Here is a 21,862-nt window from a genome sequence, read left to right as displayed (position 1 = left end):
CTTCCGCCCGTTCGTCCGCGTAGCATGAAGGAATAAGCAATGGCTGTTGAAATCCGTGTGCCGCAACTGGCGGAATCGATCTCGGAGGCCACCGTCGGCAAGTGGTCGGTGAAGGCCGGCGACAGCGTCGCCCGCGACCAGCTTCTCGTCGAACTGGAAACCGACAAGGTTACCGTTGAAGTCAATGCCACCGAAGCCGGTACGGTCGGCGAGATCCTGGCCGCCGAAGGCGCCACGGTGAAGGTGGGCGACCTGCTCGCCACCATCGCTGCTGGTGCAGGCGGTGCCAAGCCGGCGCCCAAGCCTGCCGCTGCCCCGGCTGCCGCTCCGGCGCCAGCCCCGGTTGCTGCCCCCGTCGCCGCGCCGGTCGCTGCGAAGGCCGCTGGCCAGCCGCTGCCCGCCGCTGCCAAGGCTGCCGCCGAAGCCAATCTCGATGTTTCGGGTGTTTCCGGTTCGGGCAAGGATGGGCGCGTCACCAAGGGTGATGTCGCGGCTCTGCTTGCTGCCGGCGCCGCTGCCCCGGCTGCTGCTCCCGCCGCGCCGTCCGGTCCGCGCGCCAATGCCGCGCGCGAAGAGCGCAAGCCGATGTCGAAGCTGCGCCAGGTGATCGCACGCCGCCTCAAGGAGGCGCAGAACACCGCCGCCATGCTCACCACCTTCAACGAGGTGGACATGACCGCGCTGATGGCCGCGCGCAAGACCTATGTCGATGGCTTCGAGAAGAAGCACGGCGTGCGCCTCGGCTTCATGTCCTTCTTTGTGAAGGCCTGCGTGCAGGCACTGAAGGAATTCCCGGCGGTGAATGCCGAGATCGAGGGCACCGATGTGGTGTTCAAGAACTACTACAACATCGGCTGCGCCGTCTCGACGCCGACCGGCCTTGTGGTGCCGGTGTTGCGTGATGCCGACCAGATGTCGTTCGCCGGCGTGGAAAAGACCATCGGCGATTTCGGCAAGCGCGCCCGCGATGGCAAGCTTGGCCTGGATGAGCTGCAGGGCGGCACCTTCTCGATCTCGAATGGTGGCGTATTCGGCTCGCTGATGAGCACCCCGATCCTCAACCCGCCGCAATCCGCCATCCTCGGCATGCACAAGATCCAGGACCGCCCGATGGCCGTGAACGGCCAGGTGGTGATCCGCCCGATGATGTATCTGGCGCTGTCCTACGATCATCGCATCATTGATGGCCGCGAGGCGGTCAGCTTCCTGGTGCGCGTGAAGGAAAGCATCGAAGATCCGCAGCGCCTGCTGTTCGAGGTGTAAGCCATGGCCGAGCAAGCTTTCGACGTCGTCGTCATCGGCGCTGGTCCCGGCGGTTACACTGCCGCGATCCGCGCCGCCCAGCTTGGTTTCACCGTTGCCTGCATCGAGAAGGATCCGGGCCTCGGCGGTACCTGCACCAATGTCGGCTGCATCCCGTCCAAGGCGCTGCTGCATTCCTCCGAGTTGTATCATGAAGCCACCCATGGCTTCGCGCAGCACGGCATCAAGGTCGGCAAGATCGAGATCGACCTGCCGGCGATGCTGGCGCAGAAGCAGAGCGTGGTGACATCCTCGAACAAGGGCATCGAGTTCCTGTTCAAGAAGAACAAGATCACGCGCTTTCTAGGCGAGGGCAGCCTGCTGGGTGGCGGCAAGGTGCAGGTGGGCGCGGATACGCTCAGCGCCAAGCACATCATCCTGGCGCCGGGTTCCGAAGTGACGCCGCTGCCGGGCATCGATATCGACGAGGAGAAGGTTGTCTCCTCCACCGGCGCGCTGAAGCTGGCCGCCGTGCCGAAGACCATGGTTGTGATCGGCGGCGGCGTGATCGGCCTGGAGCTTGGCTCGGTATGGAGCCGGCTTGGCGCCGAGGTGACGGTGGTGGAATTCCTCGACCGCATCCTGCCGACCAATGACGGCGAAGTATCGAAGCAGATGCAGCGCGTGCTGACCAAGCAGGGTCTGAAATTCAAGCTCGGCACCAAGGTCACCTCGGCCAAGGCATCGAAGAAGGGCGTCACGCTCTCGGTGGCTCCTGCCGCCGGTGGTGACGCGGAAGAACTTACCGCTGATGTGGTGCTGGTCAGCATCGGCCGCCGGCCCTACACCAAGGGTCTCGGTCTGGGCAAGGCTGGTGTCGAGCTGGACGAGCGCGGCCGCATCAAGGTGGACGATCATTTCGCCACCACGGCGCCGGGCGTTTATGCCATCGGCGACTGCATCCGGGGCGCCATGCTGGCGCACAAGGCTGAGGAAGAAGGCGTGGTGCTGGCGGAAATGCTGGCCGGCCAGAAGCCGCATATCAACTACGATGCCATTCCGGGGGTGGTCTACACTTGGCCGGAAGTGGCAAGCGTGGGCAAGACCGAGGAAGAGCTGAAGGCTGCCGGCGTGCAGTACAAGACCGGCAAATTCCCGTTCACCGCCAATGCCCGCGCCCGCGCCATGACGATGACCGATGGCTTCGTGAAAATCCTCGAGGATGCGGCGACACAGAAGATCGTCGGCTGCCACATCATCGGCGCCGATGCCGGCCACATCATCCAGGAAGTCGTGCAGGCGATCGAGTTCGGCGCCTCGGCCGAGGATGTATTCCGCACCGTGCACGCCCATCCGGCACTCACCGAAGCGGTCAAGGAAGCGGCTTTGGCCGTGGAAGGCCGCCCGATCAATATCTGATCCGGCAGGCACCGGAAACGAAAAGAGCGGCCCAAACAAGGCCGCTCTTTTTTTATCTGCTATGTGTCTGCTGTCTTACAGCAATCCTGCAATCACGCGGTCAGGCGGGGCATGGCCGTCGGCGAAGGTCTTGATGTTGATGATCACCTTTTCGCCCATGTCGACGCGGCCTTCCAGCGTCGCCGAGCCCATATGCGGCAGCAGCACCACGTTCTTCAGCTCCAGCAGCTTCGGGTTCACGGCGGGTTCATGCTCGAACACGTCGAGGCCGGCGCCGGCGATCTCGCCCTTGCGCAGCTTGCGGATCAGCGCGTTCTCGTCGATCACTTCGCCACGCGCGGTATTCACCACATAGGCCTGCGGCTGCAGCAGGTCGAGGCGGCGGGCCGAGAGCAGGTGGAAGGTGGCCGGCGTATGCGGGCAGTTCACCGAGATGATGTCCATGCGCGCCAGCATCTGGTCGAGGCTTTCCCAGTAGGTTGCCTCAAGCTCCTGCTCGATGCTCTCATGCACGCGCTTGCGGTTATGATAGTGGATCGACAGGCCAAAGGCCTTGGCGCGGCGCGCCAGCGCCTGGCCGATGCGGCCCATGCCGATGATGCCGAGCCGCTTGCCCCAGATGCGCTGGCCGAGCATCCAGGTTGGCGACCAACCCTGCCATTCGCCGGTGCGCAGCACGTTGGCGCCTTCGATCAGGCGGCGCGGGCCGGCCAGGATCAGTGCCATGGTCATGTCGGCGGTGTCTTCGGTCAGCACGCCAGGGGTATTGGTTACGGTGACACCGCGCTGGCGGGCGGCGGCGAGGTCGATGTGATCCACGCCGGTGCCGAAATTGGCCACCAGGCGGAAATTCGGGCCGGCATGAGCCAGCACCGCGCCGTCGATGCGGTCGGTCAGCGTCGGCACCAGCACATCGGCGGTCTTCACCGCCTCGATCAGTTCGGGCTGGCTCAGCGGCTTGTCCGAGACATTAAGCCGGGTCTCGAACAGCTCCATCATCCGGGTTTCGATCTGGTCCGGCAGCTTCCGGGTGACAACCACCAGCGGGCGCTTTTTGGGCGTGGGCATAAGGGCGTTTCCGGTGCGAATTATGAGAAGCCTGTCGGGCCTTGATTAGCAGATCGCCCCGACCGAGACAAACCCTCGGTGGGGGCGATTTTCCTAGCCTTTAGGCTGTTGCCGCTAGGGTAAGCGACAGCCGTATGTCTGCCTATGATTCAGGCTGTTGTTCAGCCTGTTGTGCAGCCTGTTGTTCTGGGCGCCCGGCAGGTTGCCGGGCACCAGGACCCGCCGCAATCAGCGGGCGTAAAGCGGCAGATACTGGCGGATGTTGCGCTCAAGCTCGCGGTCGACATCGGTGCTGACATCCTTGATCAGGTTATAGATCAGGGTGTCGCGGTCGTTGAGCGTCGCCTTCTCATCCAGGGTGCCGGAGCGCTTGGCCGAAGCCTGGGCCTCGCCGAGCTTGAAGCCACGGGCATCGCGCACCTCCACCGACATGGCCAGGCTGGCCTCGAAGCGGCTGACCTGATCATTGGTGAACTGGCCGCGCAGGCCGGGGGTCTTGGCGATATCCTGCTCGATCACGCTGGCATCCTTGATCACCACGCGGACGCTGTTGTTCTGCGAGTTGTCGAGGCGGATGCGGTCACGCGCCCAGCGCTCGGCCACCCGGGCCGGCGGTTGCGGCAGCAGATGCTCGATATAGGGCGGGGCGAAGCTGGAGCGGAATTCGTTGACGGTTTCCGCCGAGCCGGCGGCGAAGGTGATCGGGCCGGACTGGGCGAAGCCGATTTCCGGCAGATTCAGGCGCGGCGGCGGCGGCGTGGTGCAGGCGGCCAAAGCCAGGGTTGCGATGGCCAGCGGCAGGCCGGCAAGAACGGTGCGGCGCGGGAAGGGCATGGGAGTGTCTCCTCTTTATTCCGTGTTCCGGGCGTCAGTAAAAGCCGCCAAATAAGGCCGATTTAGGGCGTATTTTGGACGATTTCGGCCGGGAATTCATAGGTCTTGGAACAAAATTGGCAGGTAGCGGCAACGCGGCCGGCTTCCGTGATGTCGGCCAGTTCCTCGGGTGTGAAGGAGCGCAGGATGCCGAGCAGCCTGTCGGCATTGCAGGTGCAGCGCGCTTCCAGCGGTGCCGGTTCATACACCCGCACGCCATCCTCGTGATAAAGCCGGTAGAGCAGCCGCTCGGCCGGCAGTTCCGGGTCGCAGAGTTCCTGCACGCTGGCGGTATGGGTCAGGGCCTTCACCCGTTCCCAGGCTTCGCCGCGCTCTTCCGGGCTCAGGCCGTCGGCCTTCTGCGGCAGCTGCTGCGCCATCAGGCCGCCGCCGCGCCAGCGCCGCACGCCATCGGGGCAGAGTACCCGGGCAGCGCCCACCATCAGGCAGGCGTTGAGCTGTTCGGACTGGGCGAAATAGGACCGGGCCGCCTCGGCCAGTGTGGCGCCGGAAAGGTCGACAATGCCCTGGTAGCGTTCCATATCCTCACCGGCCGGATCGATGGTGAAGGCAAGATAACCCTTGCCCAGCAGCAGTGGCACTGGGGCATTGCCGCCGGTCTCGCTGTTGGGGCCAAGCCGGAGTGACGCCAGGGCATCGGCATCGAAACTGGCATAGCCGCGCAGGCCGCCCACGGCCTCGCCTTCGGCCGGATTGATGCGGTAATCGGCAACCAGCAGCGAAACCGGGCCATCACCCTTGGCCTGCAGGCTGAAGATGCCGTCGAATTTCAGCGCCGTGGCCATGGTGGCGACCAGGGTGACGGCTTCCGCCACCAGTTGCGCCACCGGCTCCGGGTAGGCATGACGCTCCAGCGCGTCATCCAGCGCATGGCCCACCCGCACCAGGCGGCCACGCACATCGCAGGCCTCGACCTGGAACGGCAAGGTGAGATCGTCGGGCGGCAGGGTCACGGGTCAGCCGTTGAGGCACCAGGCCAGGATGGCCTTCTGCGCATGCAGGCGGTTCTCGGCTTCATCGAACACCACCGATTGCGGCCCGTCGATCACCTCTGCGGTCACTTCCTCGCCGCGATGCGCCGGCAGGCAATGCATGAAGATCGCGCCTGCCGCCGCCTTGGCCATCAGCGCGTTATCGACGCGGTAGGGCTCCAGCATGGCATGGCGGCGGTTGGTTTCCTCGTCCTGGCCCATCGAAACCCAGGTATCGGCGACAACGCAGGCGGCATCGGCCACGGCTGCCGCCGGATCGTTGCTGATATTCACCGCGCCACCCTCAGTCTTGGCCCAATGCATCAGGCTGTCGGCGGGGCGCAGGCCGGCCGGGCAGGAGATATCGAGGCGGAAGCCGAATTTCACCGCGGCATGAATCCAGGAGGCGGCGACATTGTTGCCATCGCCGACCCAGGCCACCTTCTGGCCGTTAAGCGGCCCGCGCTTTTCTTCAAAGGTCAGCAGGTCCGCCATGATCTGGCAGGGATGGCTGTCGTCGGTCAGGCCGTTGATCACCGGGATGCTGGCATGGCGCGCCAGTTCCAGCAGGTTCTCATGCTTGCTGGTGCGCAGCATCACCGCATCCACCATGCGCGAGAAGATGCGCGCGGTATCGGCAATGGTCTCGCCCCGGCCGAGTTGCAGGTCGTCGGCGCGCAGCACCATGCTGGTGCCGCCAAGCTGGCGGATCGCGGCGTCGAAGGACAGCCGCGTACGGGTCGAGGGCTTCTCGAAGATCATCGCCAGCACGCGGTCGCGGCCCGGCATGTCCGGCTCCACCTTGCCGGTGGGCCAGCCGGCACGGCCGGCCTTCATGCGCGCGGCATGGTCCAGGATCGCCCGCAGCGTTGCCGCGGGCAGATCCTTCAGGTCCAGGAAATGCCGCAGACTCATGCGGCGCCTTTAGCCGCTTGCGTCTGGCGGGCTTCCAGGTTGGTGCAGGCGATTTCCAGCTTGCGCACCGCCTCGCCGATCTCGGCATCGCTGACGGTCAGCGGCGGCAGCAGGCGCACGGTGTTGTCAGCCGCCGAAACGGTAACCATTTCCTGCGCCACCAGCTCGTTGAGCAGGTCGCTGTTCGGCACGCGGGTTTTTACCGCAAGCAGCAGGCCCTGGCCGCGCACTTCCTCGATGATCGTGGGGTGGCGGTCGGCGATCATGGCGAGCTGCTGGCGCAGCCGCAGGCCGCGCTGCTGCACCTGGTCCAGGAAGCCCGGCGCCAGCATCACATCCAGCACGGCATTGCCCGCCGTCATCGCCAGCAGGTTGCCGCCGAAGGTGGTGCCATGGGTGCCCGGCGTGATGCCCGAACCAGCGCGCTTGCTCACCAGGATGCCGGCGACGGGGAAGCCGCCGCCCAGGCCCTTGGCCATCGCCATGATGTCCGGCGTCACGCCGCTCCATTCATAGGCGAACAGCTTGCCGGTGCGGCCCATGCCGGTCTGCACCTCGTCGAAGATCAGCAGCAGGTCATGCTCGTCGCAGATCTGGCGCAGCGCGCGCAGCGTCTCGGCGGGCACCTCGCGGATGCCGCCTTCGCCCTGGATCGGCTCCACCATCACAGCCGCCGTCTCCGGCCCGATGGCCGCCTTCAGCGCCTTCAGGTCGTTCAGCGGCACATGGTCGAAGCCATCGGCCTTATGGCCGAAGCCGTCGAGATACTTCTTGTTGTTGCCGGCGGCCAGCATCGCGATGGTGCGGCCGTGGAAGGCGCCTTCAAAAGTGATGACGCGCCAGCGTTCCGGCTGGCCCTTGGCGGCGAAATACTTGCGCGCGATCTTCACCGAGCCTTCGCAGGCCTCTGCGCCGGAATTGCAGAAGAAGGCCTGGTCGGCGAAGGTCGCCGCCACCAGACGCCGGCCGAGTTCTTCCTGGGCCGGAATCTGGAACAGGTTCGACGTGTGCCACAGCTTGCCGACCTGCTCCTGCAGCTTGGCCACCAGATGCGGGTGGGCGTGGCCCAGGTTGGTGACGGCGATGCCGGAAGCGAAGTCCAGATAACGTCGACCGTCGGCGGTGTAGAGGTAGGAACCCTCGCCCCGCTCGAACGCGAGGTTCTGCCTCGCGTAGGTCGACATCAATGCTTCGCTCACGACACTCTCCTATGGCTGTGGCCGGGGGACTCCCCCAGCAATTGGTTATGGCCGCCGGGCATGCAATTCGCCCAAAACGACTTCGCCAGCCCCGGCTTTGGCGCTGCCGGGCTGGCGATACCCCCTGTTTTACGGGGCGGGGGTAATTGTGTCAATTCGGGGATTGCACCGGGACAATAAGGCGTTTCAGGGCCTTAGGCGGTAGCCACGGCGAAACAGCAGCAGGCAGAAGCCCCACAGCGCGGCGGCCGCTATGGCCAGGGCGCCAGCGCCCAGCGCGACATCGCCATCGGTATGGCCGGTCATGCCATAGCGGAAGCCGTCGATCATGAAGAAAAACGGGTTGGCATGGGCGGCGGCATACCAGAAGGCGGGCAATTGCTGCACCGAATAGAAGGTGCCGGACAGGAAGGCCAGCGGCGTCACCACGAAGTTGGTGACGGCGGCGAGATGGTCGAATTTCTGGCTCCACAGCCCGGCGATAATGCCGGTGAGGCTGAGGATCAGCGAACCGGCCACGGCGTAATAGAGCACGGCCCAGCCGTTATGCACCGGCGTGGTGATGAAAGGCAGCATGGCGATGCCGACGGCGCTGGCCACCAGCACGCCGCGCGTCACGCCGGCCAGGGCATAGGCGGTGAGCAATTCGCCGGCCGAAAGCGGCGGCATCAGCACATCCACGATATTGCCCTGGATCTTCGAGATCATCAGTGACGACGAGGTGTTGGCGAAGGCGTTCTGGGTCGTCGCCATCATGATCAGGCCGGGCGCCAGGAAGTCGATGAAGGGCAGACCGCCGATCTGGCGCACCGCGCCGCCCAGCGCCAGGGCGAACACGGCGAAGAACAGCAGGGTGGTCACCACCGGCGCCAGCACGGTCTGGGTGATCACCTTCAGGAAGCGCTGCACTTCCTTGAGATAGAGCGTCCACAGCCCGCGCCAGTTGACGGCGCCATAGCTACGCGGGCCGTTGATCGGGGCGGCGGCGGGCAGGGGGCTGGGAGGGGTCATGAAACTGGCCGGGAGATGCGGGGGGACGCTTGTCGGGCGCCTCTCATAGCGCGTATTTTGCGCCGATGCAAAACGCCGCCGCCCCCGCTGACGCAGCACCTGCCTGGCTGCCGGGCCTGCTGGCCGGCGACCGCGCCGCGCTGGCCCGGGCCATTACCGCCGTCGAGAATGAAACGCCCGAGGCCCGCCCGGTGCTGCGCGCCATACGCGACCGGCTGGGCCGCGCCCTGGTGGTGGGGTTCACCGGCGCGCCCGGCGCCGGCAAGAGTACCCTGGTCAATGCCTATGTGGCGGAACTGCGCCGGCGCGGCCTCACCATTGGCGTGGTGGCGGTGGACCCCTCCAGCCCGCTCACCGGCGGCGCCATCCTGGGCGACCGTATCCGCATGAGCCAGCATGCCAGCGACCCCGGGGTATTCATCCGCTCTCTCGCCAGCCGAGGCCATCTCGGCGGCCTGTCGCGCACGGCGGCGCGGGTGATCGATGTGTTCGACGCCTCGGGCCGCGATGTGGTGGTGGTGGAAACCGTAGGCACCGGCCAGTCGGAAGTGGAAATCGCCGAGATCGCCGATGTGCGCGTGGTGGTGAATGCGCCGGGCCTGGGCGATGACATCCAGGCGATCAAGGCCGGCATCCTGGAAATCGCCGATGTGCTGGTGGTGAACAAATCCGACCTGCCTTTCGCCGAACGCTCGGCACGGCAGCTGGCGGCGATGGCCGCTCAGCGTGATGGCCGCCCGGTGCCGGTTCTGCGCACTTCCGCCACGCGCAATGAAGGCGTGCCGGAACTGGCCGATGCCATTGCCGGCCTGGGGCGGCGCAAGAAGCCCGATCCAAAGGCGCGGCTGCGCCGGCTGCTTACCGGCCTGGCACAGGATTGGTTCCGCCGCCGGCTCGATACGCTGCCGCCGGCAAAGCTCGATGCCCTGGCGCTCGACCTGCTTGATGGCAGCGCCGATACCGATACTGTCCTCCAATCCCTCGTCCAACATCTGTCACGGGAGTCCGATTAGTCCATGTCCGTTACCGCTCCGATCCGCTCCAATATCCAGGCCATCAACGGTTCGCGTATCCGCATTGTCAACCGCGCCGCCGCCAATATGCCGGACGTGCTGCCGCTGTGGTTCGGCGAAGGCGATGATCCGACGCCGGCCTTCATCGCCGATGCCGCCGCCGAAGCAGCCAAGAGCGGCAAGACCTTCTACACCGCCAATCGCGGCATCCCGGAATTGCGCAGTGCCATCCAGCGCTACCTCAAGCGCATCTATGACCAGGATGTGACGATCGAGCGCATCACCGTCACTGCTTCCGGCATGAACGCGCTGATGCTGATCACGCAATGCCTGGTCGGTCCGGGCGACAATGGTGTCGTGATCGGCCCGGTCTGGCCGAATGGGCAGCAGGCGATGCGGGTGATGGGGGCTGAGCCGCGCCGCGTCGATCTGGAGCCGCAGGAAGATGGCGGCTGGCGCCTTGATCTCGACAAGCTGTTCGATGCCTGCGACGAGAATACCCGCCTGATCTCGATCAATTCGCCAGGCAATCCCACCGGCTGGATGGCGAGCGAGGCCGAGCTGCGCGCCATCCTGGACTTCTGCCGCGCGCGCGGCATCTGGGTGCTGTCGGATGAAGTCTATTCGCGCATCGTCTACGACCGCCCCTATGCGCCGAGCTTCCTCACCATCGCCGAGCCGGATGATCCGGTGATCATCGTGAATTCCTTCTCCAAGAGCTGGTCGATGACCGGCTGGCGGCTCGGCTGGATCGTGGCGCCGCCGCGGTTGCAGAACGAAATCGAAAAGATGACCGAGTTCAACATCTCGCATGCCACGACATTTGTGCAGCATGGCGGCGTGGCGGCGATGGATCATGGCGACGACTACACCAACGGCCTGGTGCAGCGGTATGGTCAGGCCCGCGACATGGTGTTCCAGCGCCTGGCGGCCCTGCCGCGCGTGCGCCTGGCCCGCCCGGAAGGTGCTTTCTATGCCTTCTTTGCGCTGGATGGCATGAGCGACAGCCTGGCCTTCTGCCTCAAGCTGCTGGAAACCGCCAAGGTGGGTCTGGCGCCGGGCATTGCCTTTGGCGATACCGGCGAAGGCCGCATCCGGCTCTGCTTCGCCGCCTCGCTGCCGAAGCTGTCCGAAGCGCTGGACCGGCTGGAGCCGCAGTTGAGGTAATAAAACCGCATCGTCACCCTCGCGCTTGACGCGAGGGCCCCATTTTGCCGGGAAGTAAATGGGATGCCCGCCTGTGCGGGCATGACGACTATGAAAAAAGGAACGGAGGAAAACATGCAGCAGCCGTATTTCAGCGACGAGCTGGAACAGATGCGCGCGCAGATGGCGCGCTTCATCGCCCAGGAAGTGATGCCGCAGGGTGAGGCCTGGGAGGAAAGCGGCGAAGTGCCGCGCGATCTGCTGCGCCGCATGGGTGCGCTGGGTTTCCTTGGCCTGCGCCATGAAGAACGCTTCGGCGGCCTGGGCCTCGGTCCGCTGGCCTCCACGGTGCTGGCCGAGGAATGTGGCAAATCCGGCTTCGGCGGTTTCTCGGCCACCGTGCTGGTGCATACTGACATGGCCTCGCCGCATCTGCGCCATGCCGGTTCGGAAGCGCAATGGGCCGAGCATATGCCGGCCATCGTGCGCGGCGAGCGCATCACGGCGATTGCCGTTACCGAGCCTGATGCCGGCTCCGATGTCGCTGGTATGAAAAGCCGCGCCCGGCGCGATGGTGGTGATTGGGTGCTGAACGGCTCGAAGATGTTCATCACCAATGGCGCCCTGGCGGACCTCTATTTTGTCGCCGCCCGCACCGATCCGGACGCCAAAGGCTCGCGCGGTATTTCCATCTTCATCCTGCGCAAGGGCATGCCGGGCTTCACGGTCAGCCGCCGACTGCGCAAGCATGGCTGGCTCTGCTCGGATACCGCCGAATTGAGCTTCGATGATGTGCGCATCCCGGCTGGCGAGATGCTGGGTGAGGAGAACAAGGGCTTCTACGCCATTATGAAGAATTTCCAGAATGAGCGCCTGGTGCTGGGCGCCATGGCGGTGGGCGAATGTCACCGCGCGCTGGAAATCACCAAGCGCTATGTGGCGGACCGCAAGGCTTTCGGTGCCGCGCTGATCGACAAGCAGGCGATCCGCCAGCGCCTGGCGATGCGCGAAGCCGAGACTGCCGCTGCCGCGCAGCTGGTTTACCATGCCGCCTGGCTGATGGAGCAAGGCATTGATGCCGTGAAGGAAGTCTCCATGGTCAAGGCCTTGTGCGGCGAGCTGGTCAACCGTGTGACCTATGACTGCCTGCAATTCCATGGCGGCGGCGGCTACCTGCGCGACAGTGCCATCGAACGCATGGCCCGCGATGCCCGCATCCATCCCATCGGCGGCGGCGCCACCGAGGTGATGCTGGAGGAGGTGGCGAAACGCTGGGCGGTGTAACCGCCAATGGGCGCTGGGCGGTTTGATCGCCAAATTGTAATGCTAGCGGACAATTGCGTCCGGTCCGGCTTGAGGGTAACTTTGTCGGACAAACTCTGGAGGGAACCCCGAAAATGACCGAAGCCGTCATCGTCTCGACTGCCCGTACCGGCCTTGCCAAGTCCTGGAAGGGCGGATTCAACATGACCCATGGCGCCACCCTGGGCGGCGCCGCCCTGGCTGCCGCCGTCGAGCGCGCCAAGGTCGATCCGGCCGAGATCGAGGACGTGATCATGGGCTGCGCCAACCCGGAAGGCGCCACGGGCAGCAACATCGCCCGCCAGATCGCCATCCGCGCCGGCCTGCCGGTCGGCACCTCGGGCGTCACCGTCAACCGCTTCTGCTCGTCGGGGCTCCAGACCATCGCCATGGCGGCGCAGCGCGTGATCGTCGATGGCGTGCCGGTAATGGCTGCCGGTGGCGTCGAGTCGATCTCGCTGGTGCAGAACGAGGCGAACAAGAGCAACCTGATCGATCCCTGGATCAAGGAGCATAAGCCGGAAATCTACTGGCCGATGCTGCAGACCGCCGAGACCGTGGCGAAGCGTTATAACATCAGCCGCGAGGACCAGGACCGTTATGGCGCTCGCAGCCAGCAGCGCGCCGCCGCTGCCCGTGCTGCCGGCAAGTTCGATGCCGAGATCATTCCGGTGAAGACCACCATGGCGGTGGCCGACAAGGAAACCGGCCAGATCACCACCCGCGAAGTAACCGTGAACAGTGATGAAGGCATCCGTGCCGACACCACCTTCGAGGGCGTGTCGCAGATCAAGCCGGCGATTCCGGGCGGCGTGATTGCCGCCGGCAATGCCAGCCAATTCTCCGATGGCGCCTCGGCCTGCATCGTGATGAATGCCAAGCTGGCGGAGAAGCGCGGCCTGCAGCCGCTCGGCTATTTCCGTGGTTTCGCGGTGGCCGGTTGCGAGCCGGACGAGATGGGTATTGGCCCGGTCTTCGCCGTGCCGCGCCTGCTGGAGCGTGCCGGTCTCAAGGTTTCTGATATCGGCCTGTGGGAACTGAACGAGGCTTTCGCCTGCCAGGTGATCTACAGCCGCGACAAGCTCGGCATCCCGGATGAACTGCTCAACGTCAATGGCGGCGCCATCGCCGTCGGCCATCCCTATGGTACCTCGGGGGCGCGCCTCACCGGCCATGCGCTGATCGAAGGCAAGCGCCGTGGCGCCAAGTATGTGGTGGTCACCATGTGCATCGGCGGCGGCATGGGCGCTGCCGGTCTGTTCGAGGTCGCCTGAGGCAATCTCGCCGAATAAGCAGGGAAAGGGCCGGTTCGCCGGCCCTTTTCATTTCCGCGTCTGATTAAGCCCGCAGGGCGTCGTTGATCGCCTGGGCGACGCGGGTTGGCGTGGCGTCGATGCCTTTCAGGATATTCACCAGGCTGGCGCGCGGCACGCCCACCTGCAGGGCAAAATCATCCAGGGTGATGCCCTTCACGCGGCACCACTGGATCACTTGCTCATGGGATTCCTTGGGGTAGTAGAGGCGGTTGTCCTGGCGGATCGGTGCAATCGGCATGCATTTTCTCGTTTGGCACCCCCGCAACCGGTTTGCCGGCGCGGCGACTGCCGTGCTGAACGTCGCGACACACAAATACTGAAAGAGCTACTGATACTGAAAAAAAGCAGGGCGGATGCATCGCCGTAACAGGGAGGATCCGCCCTTGGCTGGCGTTAACCAAGCCTGGGTAACGATGTGGTTATTAAGAAAGCCGGAGAGATTCGTCAATGGAATTTCTACGGGTACGGATCAGTCTCGGCGGGCTGCCTAAGCGGGTGAAAAGTAACGCATTCTGTCCGAGGCGACGGGCCAGCGCGATGCCGATACGGCGCGGCAGGCCGGGTATGGCAACGCCGGCCTCGGTCCAGGCCGGATCGGCGCCGCGATACTCCGCCGGCAGCCAGCGGTAGCTCCATTTTTCCAGCCAATGTTTCAGGGCCGCATCGGCGGCGCGGTTCTCCTGCGCCGAACAGCGCCGGCTGGCCGGATTCCAGGCGGTGAGCAGCACCACCTGGGTCACGCGCTCGGCCCGCAGCCAGGCATCGGTGGTGGGGTCATAAAGGTCTGGATGCAGCACCAGTTCAGCTTCACCATGATTCACTGCGCTGGACCGCGCCACCGTGTAGGCGGTGGCGCGGTAGGCGCGGACCAGGCTGGGCCGCATTCGGGGCTGCATACGCCGGGCCTGCACTAGCGCAGTTCGGCCTGCTGCAATGCCTGGCGCAGTTCGCCAGTGCCGTTATTGGCGACCGCGTTGTTGTAGAGGATGTCGCGCGGATGCACCGAGCGGCCATAGTAGGTTTCGTTGCGGCCGTGGCGTGCGGTGATCACCGCACCCTCCACCGAGAAGCCGACCGCCAGGCCCTTGGTGCGGGCGTAGGAGAGGATGTCGGCGCCAAGGTTGGTGGTGGTGGAGGCTTCGATGCCGGCGCCGACCGGGCCGGCGGCAACGCTGGCATCGGCGCCGAGCTTGAACTCGTTGCGCAGGATCGCATCCACGGCGCGGGCCGACATCAGCAGCAGCATGACCTCGGAAACCTCGCCGCCGATCTGCAGGCCGATCGAGCCGGCGCCCATGGTGTAGATCGCCGGCTGGCTCCACTGGCCGCTATTGCGGGCCAGCAGCACGCCGGAACCGCCTTCGCCACCGATGATGAAGCTGCCCTTGATGAGCTGCGGTACCACAAAGACGCCACGCGCATTCGCCAGATGGCGGCGCATGTCGGTGAAGTTGGTGTCGCGGGTAAAGTTATCCACAGCGACCCGTGATTGGTCGATCAGGCCCTGGTCGCCAGATTGTGCCAGGGCGGCGCGGCTATAGGGCAGCAGGCCGGCGGCGCCGGCCAAGGCCAGGGATTGCAGCAGGGTGCGGCGGGCTATCATGGGTTGATCCTCGCGTTGATAAATCTCGGGGGGTTGGCAAACAGAATCATACAATATATGGAGCCAGCCAAGGGCCGCCTGTCCGTTGTGGCAACCCCTGGGGCGGCCTTAGACTAGACGGGCAAATGGGGCCAAATTTGGATCAGGAGGCGGCATGACCAAGGCAGCCAATGCAGTGGAAACGGCGGAAAACCAGCCGGAAATCCCTGCCGATATCCAGGCCATGAGTTTTGAGGCGGCTTTGAAGGCGCTGGACGAGATCGTTTCCCGACTGGAAAGCGGCCGGGTGGAACTCGAAGAATCCATCGCGCTTTATGGCCGCGGCGCCCTGCTGCGGCGCCATTGCGAGACCAAGCTGCGCGCGGCGGAAGAAAAGATCGAGAAGATCGTGGTGGCCGGCGATGGTTCCGTCTCCACCCAGCCCTTCCGGGGCGACTGAGCCTGCCGGCCTGGCCATGAGCGATGCGGCTTTTCAGAACGCGATGCAGGAAGTGGCGGCGGCCATCGAAGCGCTGCTGCCGGACCTGCTGCCTAGGCCTGAGGGCCATACAGAGGCGCTGGATGGCGCCATGCTGTATGCTTGCCTGGGCGGCGGCAAGCGCCTGCGCCCCTTGCTGACGGTGGCGGGCGCCGATCTGTTCGGCGTGAAGCGCAGCCACAGCCTGCGCGCTGCGGCGGCCATCGAGATGCTGCATTGCTACTCGCTGGCCCATGATGACCTGCCCTGCATGGACGACGACGACCTGCGGCGCGGCCGGCCGACCCTGCACCGGGCCTATGACGAAGCTACTGCCGTGCTGGCCGGCGATGGCCTGCAGGCCCAGGCCTTCGCCGTGCTGGCCGATCCGGCGACACACCCCGAAGCTTCTGTGCGGCTGGAACTCGTGGCGGCCCTGGCCCAGGCTGCGGGGCCGCGCGGCATGGTGGGCGGCCAGGCCATCGATCTGCATGCCGAAGCCCTGGCCGGGCAGGGCCAGCGCATGACCATGGCCGAAATCAGCCGGTTACAGGCGTTGAAAACCGGCGCCCTGATCGGTTTCGCCGCCGAGGCCGGGGCTATCCTGGGCCAGGCCCCGGCGCCCGCTCGCCAGGCTTTGCGGGCCTATGCCGGCGCCATTGGCCTGGCGTTCCAGATCGCCGACGACATCCTGGACCGGGAGGGCGATGCCGCCACGCTGGGCAAGCGGGTGGGCAAGGATGAAGCCGCCGGCAAGGCCACGTTCGTGGGCCTGCTGGGCCTGGAAGGGGCCCGGGCCCGGGCTGCTGAGCTGGTGCGCGAAGCTCAGGGGTATCTGCAACAACTCCCGGGCGATATTGGAGTTTCAGGCGACACAGAGGTTTTGCATGGATTGGCGGCGTTTGTTATAACCCGCCGCTCGTGACACAATACGCCCCATGATCAGCAACCGTACTCCCCTGCTGGATAGCGTGCGTTCGCCCGCCGATATCCGCACTTTCGATACCAACCAGCTCAAGCAGCTGGCCGATGAACTGCGCCGCGAAACCATCGACGCGGTGTCGGTGACCGGCGGCCATCTTGGTGCCGGCCTGGGTGTTGTTGAACTGACGGTGGCGATCCATCACGTTTTCGCCACGCCGCAGGACAAGCTGATCTGGGATGTCGGCCATCAGGCCTATCCGCACAAGATCCTTACCGGCCGCCGCGACCGTATCCGCACGCTGCGCCAGGGCGGCGGGCTTTCTGGTTTCACGCGCCGCAGCGAAAGCGAATACGATCCGTTCGGCGCCGCACATTCCTCCACCTCGATTTCCGCCGGCCTCGGCATGGCGGTGGCGGCGCAGCTGAGCGGCCAGCAGCATGAAACCATCTGCGTCATCGGCGATGGCGCGATGTCTGCCGGCATGGCCTATGAGGCGATGAACAATGCCGGCTCGATGGATAGCCGCCTGCTGGTGGTGCTGAACGACAACGACATGTCGATCGCGCCGCCGGTCGGCGCCATGAGCGCCTATCTCTCGCGCCTGCTGTCCTCGCGGCAATATCTCTCGCTGCGCCAGCTTGCCAAGCAGCTTGGCCGCAAGGTGCTGCCCAAGGGCCTGGCCGATGCCGCCGAGCGCGCCGAGGAATATGCCCGTGGCATGGTCACCGGCGGCACGCTGTTCGAGGAACTCGGCTTCTATTATGTCGGCCCGGTGGACGGCCATAATCTTGAGCATCTGGTGCCGGTGCTGAAGAATATCCGTGACAACAAGCAGACCGGCCCGGTGCTGCTGCATGTCGTGACCCAGAAGGGCAAGGGCTATCCGCCGGCGGAAGCCGCCGACGACAAGTATCACGGCGTTGCCAAGTTCGACGTGGTGACCGGCGCCCAGGCCAAGCCGAAAGCCGGCCCGCCGAGCTACACCAAGGTATTTGCCGAAAGCCTGATCCGCGAAGCCGAGAGCGACAGCCGCATCGTTGCCGTTACCGCTGCGATGCCGTCCGGCACCGGGCTTGATCTCTTTGCCAAGCGTTTCCCGCAGCGCTGCTTCGATGTCGGCATCGCCGAGCAGCATGCGGTGACCTTTGCTGCCGGCCTGGCCTGCGAAGGCTACAAGCCGTTCACCGCAATCTATTCCACCTTCCTGCAGCGCGCCTATGACCAGGTGGTGCATGATGTGGCGATCCAGAAGCTGCCGGTGCGCTTCGCCATCGACCGCGCCGGCCTGGTCGGCGCCGATGGTGCCACCCATGCCGGCAGCTTCGATGTGGCCTATCTCACCTGCCTGCCGGACATGGTGGTGATGGCGGCGGCCGATGAAGCCGAGCTGATGCATATGGTGGCGACCGCCGCTGCGCTGGATGACCGCCCTTCGGCCTTCCGCTATCCGCGCGGCGAAGGCACCGGCGTGGTATTGCCGGCGCGCGGCCAGATCCTGCCGCTGGGCAAGGGCCGTGTGTTGCGCGAAGGCAATTCGGTGGCGATCCTGAGCCTTGGCACCCGCCTTGGCGAATGTCTCAAGGCGGCCGATGACCTGGCCTCGCGTGGACTTACCACCACCGTGGCCGATGCGCGTTTCGCCAAGCCACTGGATACCGATCTGGTGCGGCAATTGGCGCGCCACCATGAAGTGGTGCTTACCGTGGAAGAGGGCAGCATCGGCGGCTTCGGCAGCCATGTGCTGCATTTCCTCAGCCATGATGGCCTGCTCGATCATGGCCTGAAGATCCGCCCGCTGGTGCTGCCGGATCGCTTCATCGATCACGATACGCCGCAGCGGCAATATGACGAAGCGGGCCTCAATGCCCAGCAGATCGCCGCCGCCGCCCTGGCTGCACTCGGCCGCTCCTCCGAAATCCCGGCCCGGGCCTAAGGATTTCCGCCATGTTGCTCCCCGAAGTCAGGGCCACACTGGCCCTGGCGCTGCCGATCATCGGCACCCAGCTGGCCCAGATGGCGATCCACACCACGGATATCATGCTGCTGGCGCGCTATTCCGAATCCGCGCTGGCGGCGGCGGCCGTCGGCATGTCGCTCTACTATATCCTCTGGGTAATGGGCATGGGGCTGGGCATGGCGACGCCGGCCATCGCCGCGCAGGCCCTGGGCCGCGATGCCAATGACCGCGAAGGCGTGCGCCATGCGGTGCATGACGGCCTGATCCTGGTCGGCATTTTCTGCGTGCTGTCGATGATCCTGTTGTGGTTCACCGAGCCGCTGCTGCTGCTTACCGGCCAGGCGCCGGCGCTGGCCGCCGAAGCCGCGCCCTTCGTGCGTGCACTGAGCCTCAGCTTCCTGCCTTCACTGTGGTTCATGGTGCTGCGCCATTTCACTGCGGCGCTGGAGCGGCCACGCCCGGCCATGCTGCTCACCATCGCGGCGGTGGCGCTGAACCTGCTGGTGAATTACGCCCTGGTCTTTGGCCGTTTCGGGCTGCCGGAAATGGGCGCGGTCGGCGCCGGCCTCGGCTCGACCTTGGTCAATCTCGCCACGCTGGTTGCCATCGGTGCGCTGCTGGCGCGCGATCCCGGCTTCGCGGCGTACAGCTTGAGCCGTGGCTGGTGGCGCAGTTCCTGGCCGCGTCTCTATGCCTATCTGCGTATCGGCGTGCCGATTGCGCTGACGCTGGGCGCCGAGGTCGGGCTGTTCTCGGCGGCGGCCATGCTGATGGGCCGGCTGGGGGCTGCGGAAGTGGCGGCGCACCAGATCGCGCTGCAATGGGCCGCCATCGCCTTCATGGTGCCGATGGGTATTTCACAGGCGGCCACCGTGCGCGTCGGCCTCGCCATCGGTGCGGGCGATGCCATCGGTGCGCGCCTCGCCGGCCGCATCGCCTTTGTTCTTGCCATCGGCTTCATGGCCTGCACCGGGCTGACCTACTGGCATGCTGCGCCGGAACTGATCGCCGCTTTCCTGCCGGATCGCACCAGCCAGGTGCACCTGCTGGCCGTGGCCTATCTTTCCTGGGCCGCCCTGTTCTCCACCATGGATGGCGCACAGGCGGTGGCCAATGGCGCGCTGCGCGGCCTGAAGGACACCGCGATGCCGATGCTGCTGGCCAGCATTGGATACTGGGTGGTTGGCCTGCCGGTTGCCATCGGCTTCGGCTTCTATACCGAGATGCGCGGCAGCGGCATCTGGCTTGGCCTTACCGCCAGCCTGATTGCTGTGGCGGTGATGCTGAGCTGGCGCTTCGAGACCCGCATTGCTAGGCTGATCGCGCGATGAGCAAGGCGCCGAAAACCCGCCTGGATCAGGCCCTGGTGGAGCGCGGCCTGGCGGAAAGCCGGGCCAAGGCGCAGGCTGCGATCATGGCCGGGCTGGTGTTTTCCGGCGAGCGCAAGCTGGACAAGCCGGGCCATGCCGTCGCCGCCGATCAGCCGCTGGAATTGCGCGGCAAGCCGCATCCCTGGGTCAGCCGTGGCGGCATCAAGCTGAAACACGCACTGGATCATTTCGGCCTCGATGCCACGGGCCGCGTCTGCCTCGATATCGGCGCTTCCACCGGCGGCTTTACCGATGTGCTGTTGCAGCATGGGGCCGCCAAGGTCTATGCCGTCGATGTCGGCGAGGGCCAGCTCGACTGGCGTTTGCGCAACGATGAACGCGTCGTGGTGCTGGAAAAGACCAATGCGCGGCATCTCTCGGCGGAGCAGGTGCCGGAAGCGGTGGATGCCGTGGTTTGCGATGCCAGTTTCATCGGGCTTGAAACCGTGCTGCCGGCGCCGCTTCGGCTTGCCAGGCCCGGGGCCTTCGCCGTGGCGCTGATCAAGCCGCAATTCGAGGTCGGGCGCGAGCGTGTCGGCAAGGGCGGCGTGGTGCGCGATGCCGCGCTGCATGACGAAGTCTGCACCCGTATCCGCGCCTGGTTCGAAAGTCTGCCCGGTTGGCGCGTGCTGGGCCTGGAGCCGAGTCCGATCCTGGGGCCGGAAGGCAATCGTGAATTCCTTATCGCTGCCGAGCGGAGCGACGACCATGCGTGATGTAAGCGGCCTCATTCAGCGGATCGGCGGCCAGGGCCATGGCGTGCTGGAAGCAGCCGATGGCACGCGCGCCTATGTGCCTTACACCCTGCCGGGCGAACGCGTGGCGGCGCGCATCAAGCCAGCCAAGCACAAGACCGCCCATGGCGATGGCGAGATGGCGGAACTGATCGAGATCGAGGCCGCCTCGCCGGAACGCATCGAGCCACCCTGCGGCCATTTCCATGCCTGTGGCGGCTGTAACCTGCAGCATTGGCAGCAGGAATCATACGCCGTGTGGAAACGCGGACGATTGGTTTCGGCGCTGACGCGGCGCGATTGGAGCCATGAGCAGGCCGAGGCCATCGTGCAGCCCTTGCTGCCGATCCCGCCGCAGACGCGCCGCCGCGCCGAATTCGCTGCCCGCCGTGTGGGCAAGAAACTGCTGCTTGGCTTCCATGAGGCCGAGAGCCGCCGCATTGTCGATCTTGCTGAATGCAGCGTGCTGCGGCCTGAACTGCTGAAACCCCTGCCGCGCCTGCGCGAGATGCTTAGCCTGCTGATCGAGGATGGCCGTGGCCTCGATATCAAGCTCACGCTGGCCGAAAACGGCATCGATGCGCTGTTCACCGGGCCACTGAAGCTCGATGCCGGCGCGCGCCAGGACCTGGCCATGCTGGCGGCTGAGCTTGGCATCATGCGGCTCTGCCATCGTGGCGGCCAGGACCAGCAGCCGGAAATTCTGGCGCAGACGGCCGCGCCCCGGATCAAGTTCGGCAGCATCGCCGTCACATTGCCGCCGGGCGGCTTCCTTCAGGCCACCGCCGAGGCCGAGGCCGCCATGGCTGCCGCCTTGATCGGCGCATTGCCGGCGCCGAGCGGCCTCAGGCTGGCCGATCTGTTTGCCGGCTGTGGCGCCTTCGCGCTGCGGCTTGCGGCGGCCAAGCATGAGGTGCTGGCCTGCGATGCCGATGGCCCGGCGATAAACGCGCTCACGGCGGCTGCCAATGCGCAGCAGCTTGCCGGCCAGGTGCGCGCGGAACGCCGCGATCTCGAACGCCGGCCACTGCTCGGGGCGGAACTGAAGAAGCTTGATGCCGTGCTGCTCGATCCGCCGCGCGCCGGCGCCCGCGCCCAGGCAGCAGCCCTGGCCGAGGCGGTGAAGGCCAAGGCGGCGCCGCCGCTGGTGCTGATGGCCGCCTGCGACCCGAACAGCTTTGCCCGCGATGCCCGCCTGCTGGTGGAGGCCGGCTACCGGCTGGAAACCGCGCAGCCGATAGACCAGTTCCTGTGGACCCCGCATCTGGAACTGGTGGCGGTTTTCCGCCGCGGCTAGGATAAGTAGCTGTTCCGGGCAGG

General features: G+C 65.7%; 21 protein-coding genes. 12 read left to right on the top strand and 9 right to left on the bottom strand.

All coding sequences use genetic code 11. The features are described 5' to 3' along the window. Positions 1–39: 39 nt before the first annotated feature. Together odhB and lpdA are read left to right on the top strand one after the other, a co-directional pair. Positions 40–1,263 carry a 2-oxoglutarate dehydrogenase complex dihydrolipoyllysine-residue succinyltransferase gene (gene odhB / locus ACQY7X_RS03300; protein ID WP_428248423.1) on the top strand — a complete coding sequence of 408 codons (1,224 nt, stop codon included), beginning with the start codon at positions 40–42 and terminating at the stop codon, positions 1,261–1,263. 3 nt (positions 1,264–1,266) lie between these two features. Further along, positions 1,267–2,661 (top strand): dihydrolipoyl dehydrogenase, encoded by a 1,395-nt coding sequence (gene lpdA / locus ACQY7X_RS03295; protein ID WP_428248422.1) that lies wholly within the window; start codon positions 1,267–1,269, stop codon positions 2,659–2,661. 75 nt (positions 2,662–2,736) lie between these two features. On the opposite strand, the gene ACQY7X_RS03290 is transcribed toward lpdA, so the two are convergent. The 6 genes from ACQY7X_RS03290 to ACQY7X_RS03265 all read right to left on the bottom strand — a co-directional run bounded on the left by ACQY7X_RS03290 (position 2,737) and on the right by ACQY7X_RS03265 (position 8,719). Further along, a complete protein-coding gene (locus ACQY7X_RS03290) occupies positions 2,737–3,729 on the bottom strand; it encodes a 2-hydroxyacid dehydrogenase (RefSeq protein WP_428248421.1) in 993 nt (330 codons plus the stop codon). A 228-nt stretch (positions 3,730–3,957) separates the two neighbouring features. Continuing rightward, positions 3,958–4,563, bottom strand: a complete 606-nt coding sequence (locus tag ACQY7X_RS03285; protein WP_428248420.1) for a hypothetical protein — start codon at positions 4,561–4,563, stop codon at positions 3,958–3,960. Between the two features lie 62 nt (positions 4,564–4,625). Further along, complete coding sequence (locus ACQY7X_RS03280; protein ID WP_428248419.1) at positions 4,626–5,576, bottom strand: Hsp33 family molecular chaperone HslO; 951 nt, start codon at positions 5,574–5,576, stop codon at positions 4,626–4,628. A 3-nt stretch (positions 5,577–5,579) separates the two neighbouring features. After that, positions 5,580–6,509, bottom strand: a complete 930-nt coding sequence (gene argF, locus ACQY7X_RS03275) for an ornithine carbamoyltransferase (protein WP_428248418.1) — start codon at positions 6,507–6,509, stop codon at positions 5,580–5,582. Further along, positions 6,506–7,708: an aspartate aminotransferase family protein gene (locus tag ACQY7X_RS03270; protein ID WP_428248417.1), complete on the bottom strand. Its 1,203-nt coding sequence runs from the start codon at positions 7,706–7,708 to the stop codon at positions 6,506–6,508. Before ACQY7X_RS03270 ends, argF begins: the two co-directional genes overlap by 4 nt. Positions 7,709–7,894: 186 nt before the next feature. Then, positions 7,895–8,719 (bottom strand): ABC transporter permease, encoded by an 825-nt coding sequence (locus ACQY7X_RS03265; RefSeq protein ID WP_428248416.1) that lies wholly within the window; start codon positions 8,717–8,719, stop codon positions 7,895–7,897. 65 nt (positions 8,720–8,784) lie between these two features. On the opposite strand from ACQY7X_RS03265, the gene meaB reads away from it, so the two are divergent. The 4 genes from meaB (at position 8,785) to ACQY7X_RS03245 (ending at position 13,454) form a co-directional block, all read left to right on the top strand. After that, a complete protein-coding gene (meaB, locus tag ACQY7X_RS03260; RefSeq protein WP_428248415.1) occupies positions 8,785–9,732 on the top strand; it encodes a methylmalonyl Co-A mutase-associated GTPase MeaB in 948 nt (315 codons plus the stop codon). Positions 9,733–9,735: 3 nt separating this feature from the next. Continuing rightward, positions 9,736–10,899: a pyridoxal phosphate-dependent aminotransferase gene (locus ACQY7X_RS03255; protein WP_428248414.1), complete on the top strand. Its 1,164-nt coding sequence runs from the start codon at positions 9,736–9,738 to the stop codon at positions 10,897–10,899. A gap of 114 nt (positions 10,900–11,013) precedes the next feature. Further along, positions 11,014–12,162, top strand: a complete 1,149-nt coding sequence (locus ACQY7X_RS03250; protein WP_428248413.1) for an acyl-CoA dehydrogenase family protein — start codon at positions 11,014–11,016, stop codon at positions 12,160–12,162. A gap of 113 nt (positions 12,163–12,275) precedes the next feature. Continuing rightward, positions 12,276–13,454, top strand: a complete 1,179-nt coding sequence (locus ACQY7X_RS03245; protein ID WP_428248412.1) for an acetyl-CoA C-acyltransferase — start codon at positions 12,276–12,278, stop codon at positions 13,452–13,454. A 64-nt stretch (positions 13,455–13,518) separates the two neighbouring features. On the opposite strand, the gene ACQY7X_RS03240 is transcribed toward ACQY7X_RS03245, so the two are convergent. From ACQY7X_RS03240 to ACQY7X_RS03230, 3 genes are all read right to left on the bottom strand, one after another. Further along, entirely contained in the window at positions 13,519–13,734 is a 216-nt protein-coding gene (locus ACQY7X_RS03240) for a helix-turn-helix domain-containing protein (RefSeq protein WP_428248411.1), read from the bottom strand. Between the two features lie 184 nt (positions 13,735–13,918). Continuing rightward, positions 13,919–14,380, bottom strand: a complete 462-nt coding sequence (locus tag ACQY7X_RS03235) for a DUF3293 domain-containing protein (protein WP_428248410.1) — start codon at positions 14,378–14,380, stop codon at positions 13,919–13,921. 26 nt (positions 14,381–14,406) lie between these two features. Then, the gene (locus tag ACQY7X_RS03230) at positions 14,407–15,099 is read right to left on the bottom strand and encodes a lipid-binding SYLF domain-containing protein (protein WP_428248409.1); all 693 of its coding nucleotides are present in this window, start codon (positions 15,097–15,099) and stop codon (positions 14,407–14,409) included. A 154-nt stretch (positions 15,100–15,253) separates the two neighbouring features. On the opposite strand from ACQY7X_RS03230, the gene ACQY7X_RS03225 reads away from it, so the two are divergent. Genes ACQY7X_RS03225 through ACQY7X_RS03200 form a run of 6 tightly spaced genes read left to right on the top strand, consistent with a single transcriptional unit; the run spans position 15,254 to position 21,839 of the window. Further along, the gene (locus ACQY7X_RS03225; RefSeq protein ID WP_428248408.1) at positions 15,254–15,538 is read left to right on the top strand and encodes an exodeoxyribonuclease VII small subunit; all 285 of its coding nucleotides are present in this window, start codon (positions 15,254–15,256) and stop codon (positions 15,536–15,538) included. A 16-nt stretch (positions 15,539–15,554) separates the two neighbouring features. Further along, positions 15,555–16,481, top strand: coding sequence for a polyprenyl synthetase family protein (locus ACQY7X_RS03220; protein ID WP_428248407.1), 927 nt, complete (start codon positions 15,555–15,557; stop codon positions 16,479–16,481). Between the two features lie 13 nt (positions 16,482–16,494). Then, positions 16,495–18,414, top strand: a complete 1,920-nt coding sequence (gene dxs, locus ACQY7X_RS03215) for a 1-deoxy-D-xylulose-5-phosphate synthase (protein WP_428248406.1) — start codon at positions 16,495–16,497, stop codon at positions 18,412–18,414. Between the two features lie 11 nt (positions 18,415–18,425). After that, positions 18,426–19,769, top strand: a complete 1,344-nt coding sequence (locus tag ACQY7X_RS03210) for an MATE family efflux transporter (RefSeq protein ID WP_428248405.1) — start codon at positions 18,426–18,428, stop codon at positions 19,767–19,769. Further along, positions 19,766–20,524 (top strand): TlyA family RNA methyltransferase, encoded by a 759-nt coding sequence (locus tag ACQY7X_RS03205; RefSeq protein ID WP_428248404.1) that lies wholly within the window; start codon positions 19,766–19,768, stop codon positions 20,522–20,524. Before ACQY7X_RS03210 ends, ACQY7X_RS03205 begins: the two co-directional genes overlap by 4 nt. Next, the gene (locus ACQY7X_RS03200) at positions 20,517–21,839 is read left to right on the top strand and encodes a class I SAM-dependent RNA methyltransferase (protein ID WP_428248403.1); all 1,323 of its coding nucleotides are present in this window, start codon (positions 20,517–20,519) and stop codon (positions 21,837–21,839) included. Before ACQY7X_RS03205 ends, ACQY7X_RS03200 begins: the two co-directional genes overlap by 8 nt. Positions 21,840–21,862 lie beyond the last annotated feature (23 nt).

This window comes from Ferrovibrio sp. (genome assembly GCF_965278975.1).
In the GTDB taxonomy this organism is placed as follows: domain Bacteria; phylum Pseudomonadota; class Alphaproteobacteria; order Ferrovibrionales; family Ferrovibrionaceae; genus Ferrovibrio.
Note: the sequence above shows the minus strand (reverse complement) of the source record. Positions and strands in the feature narration are given on the sequence as shown.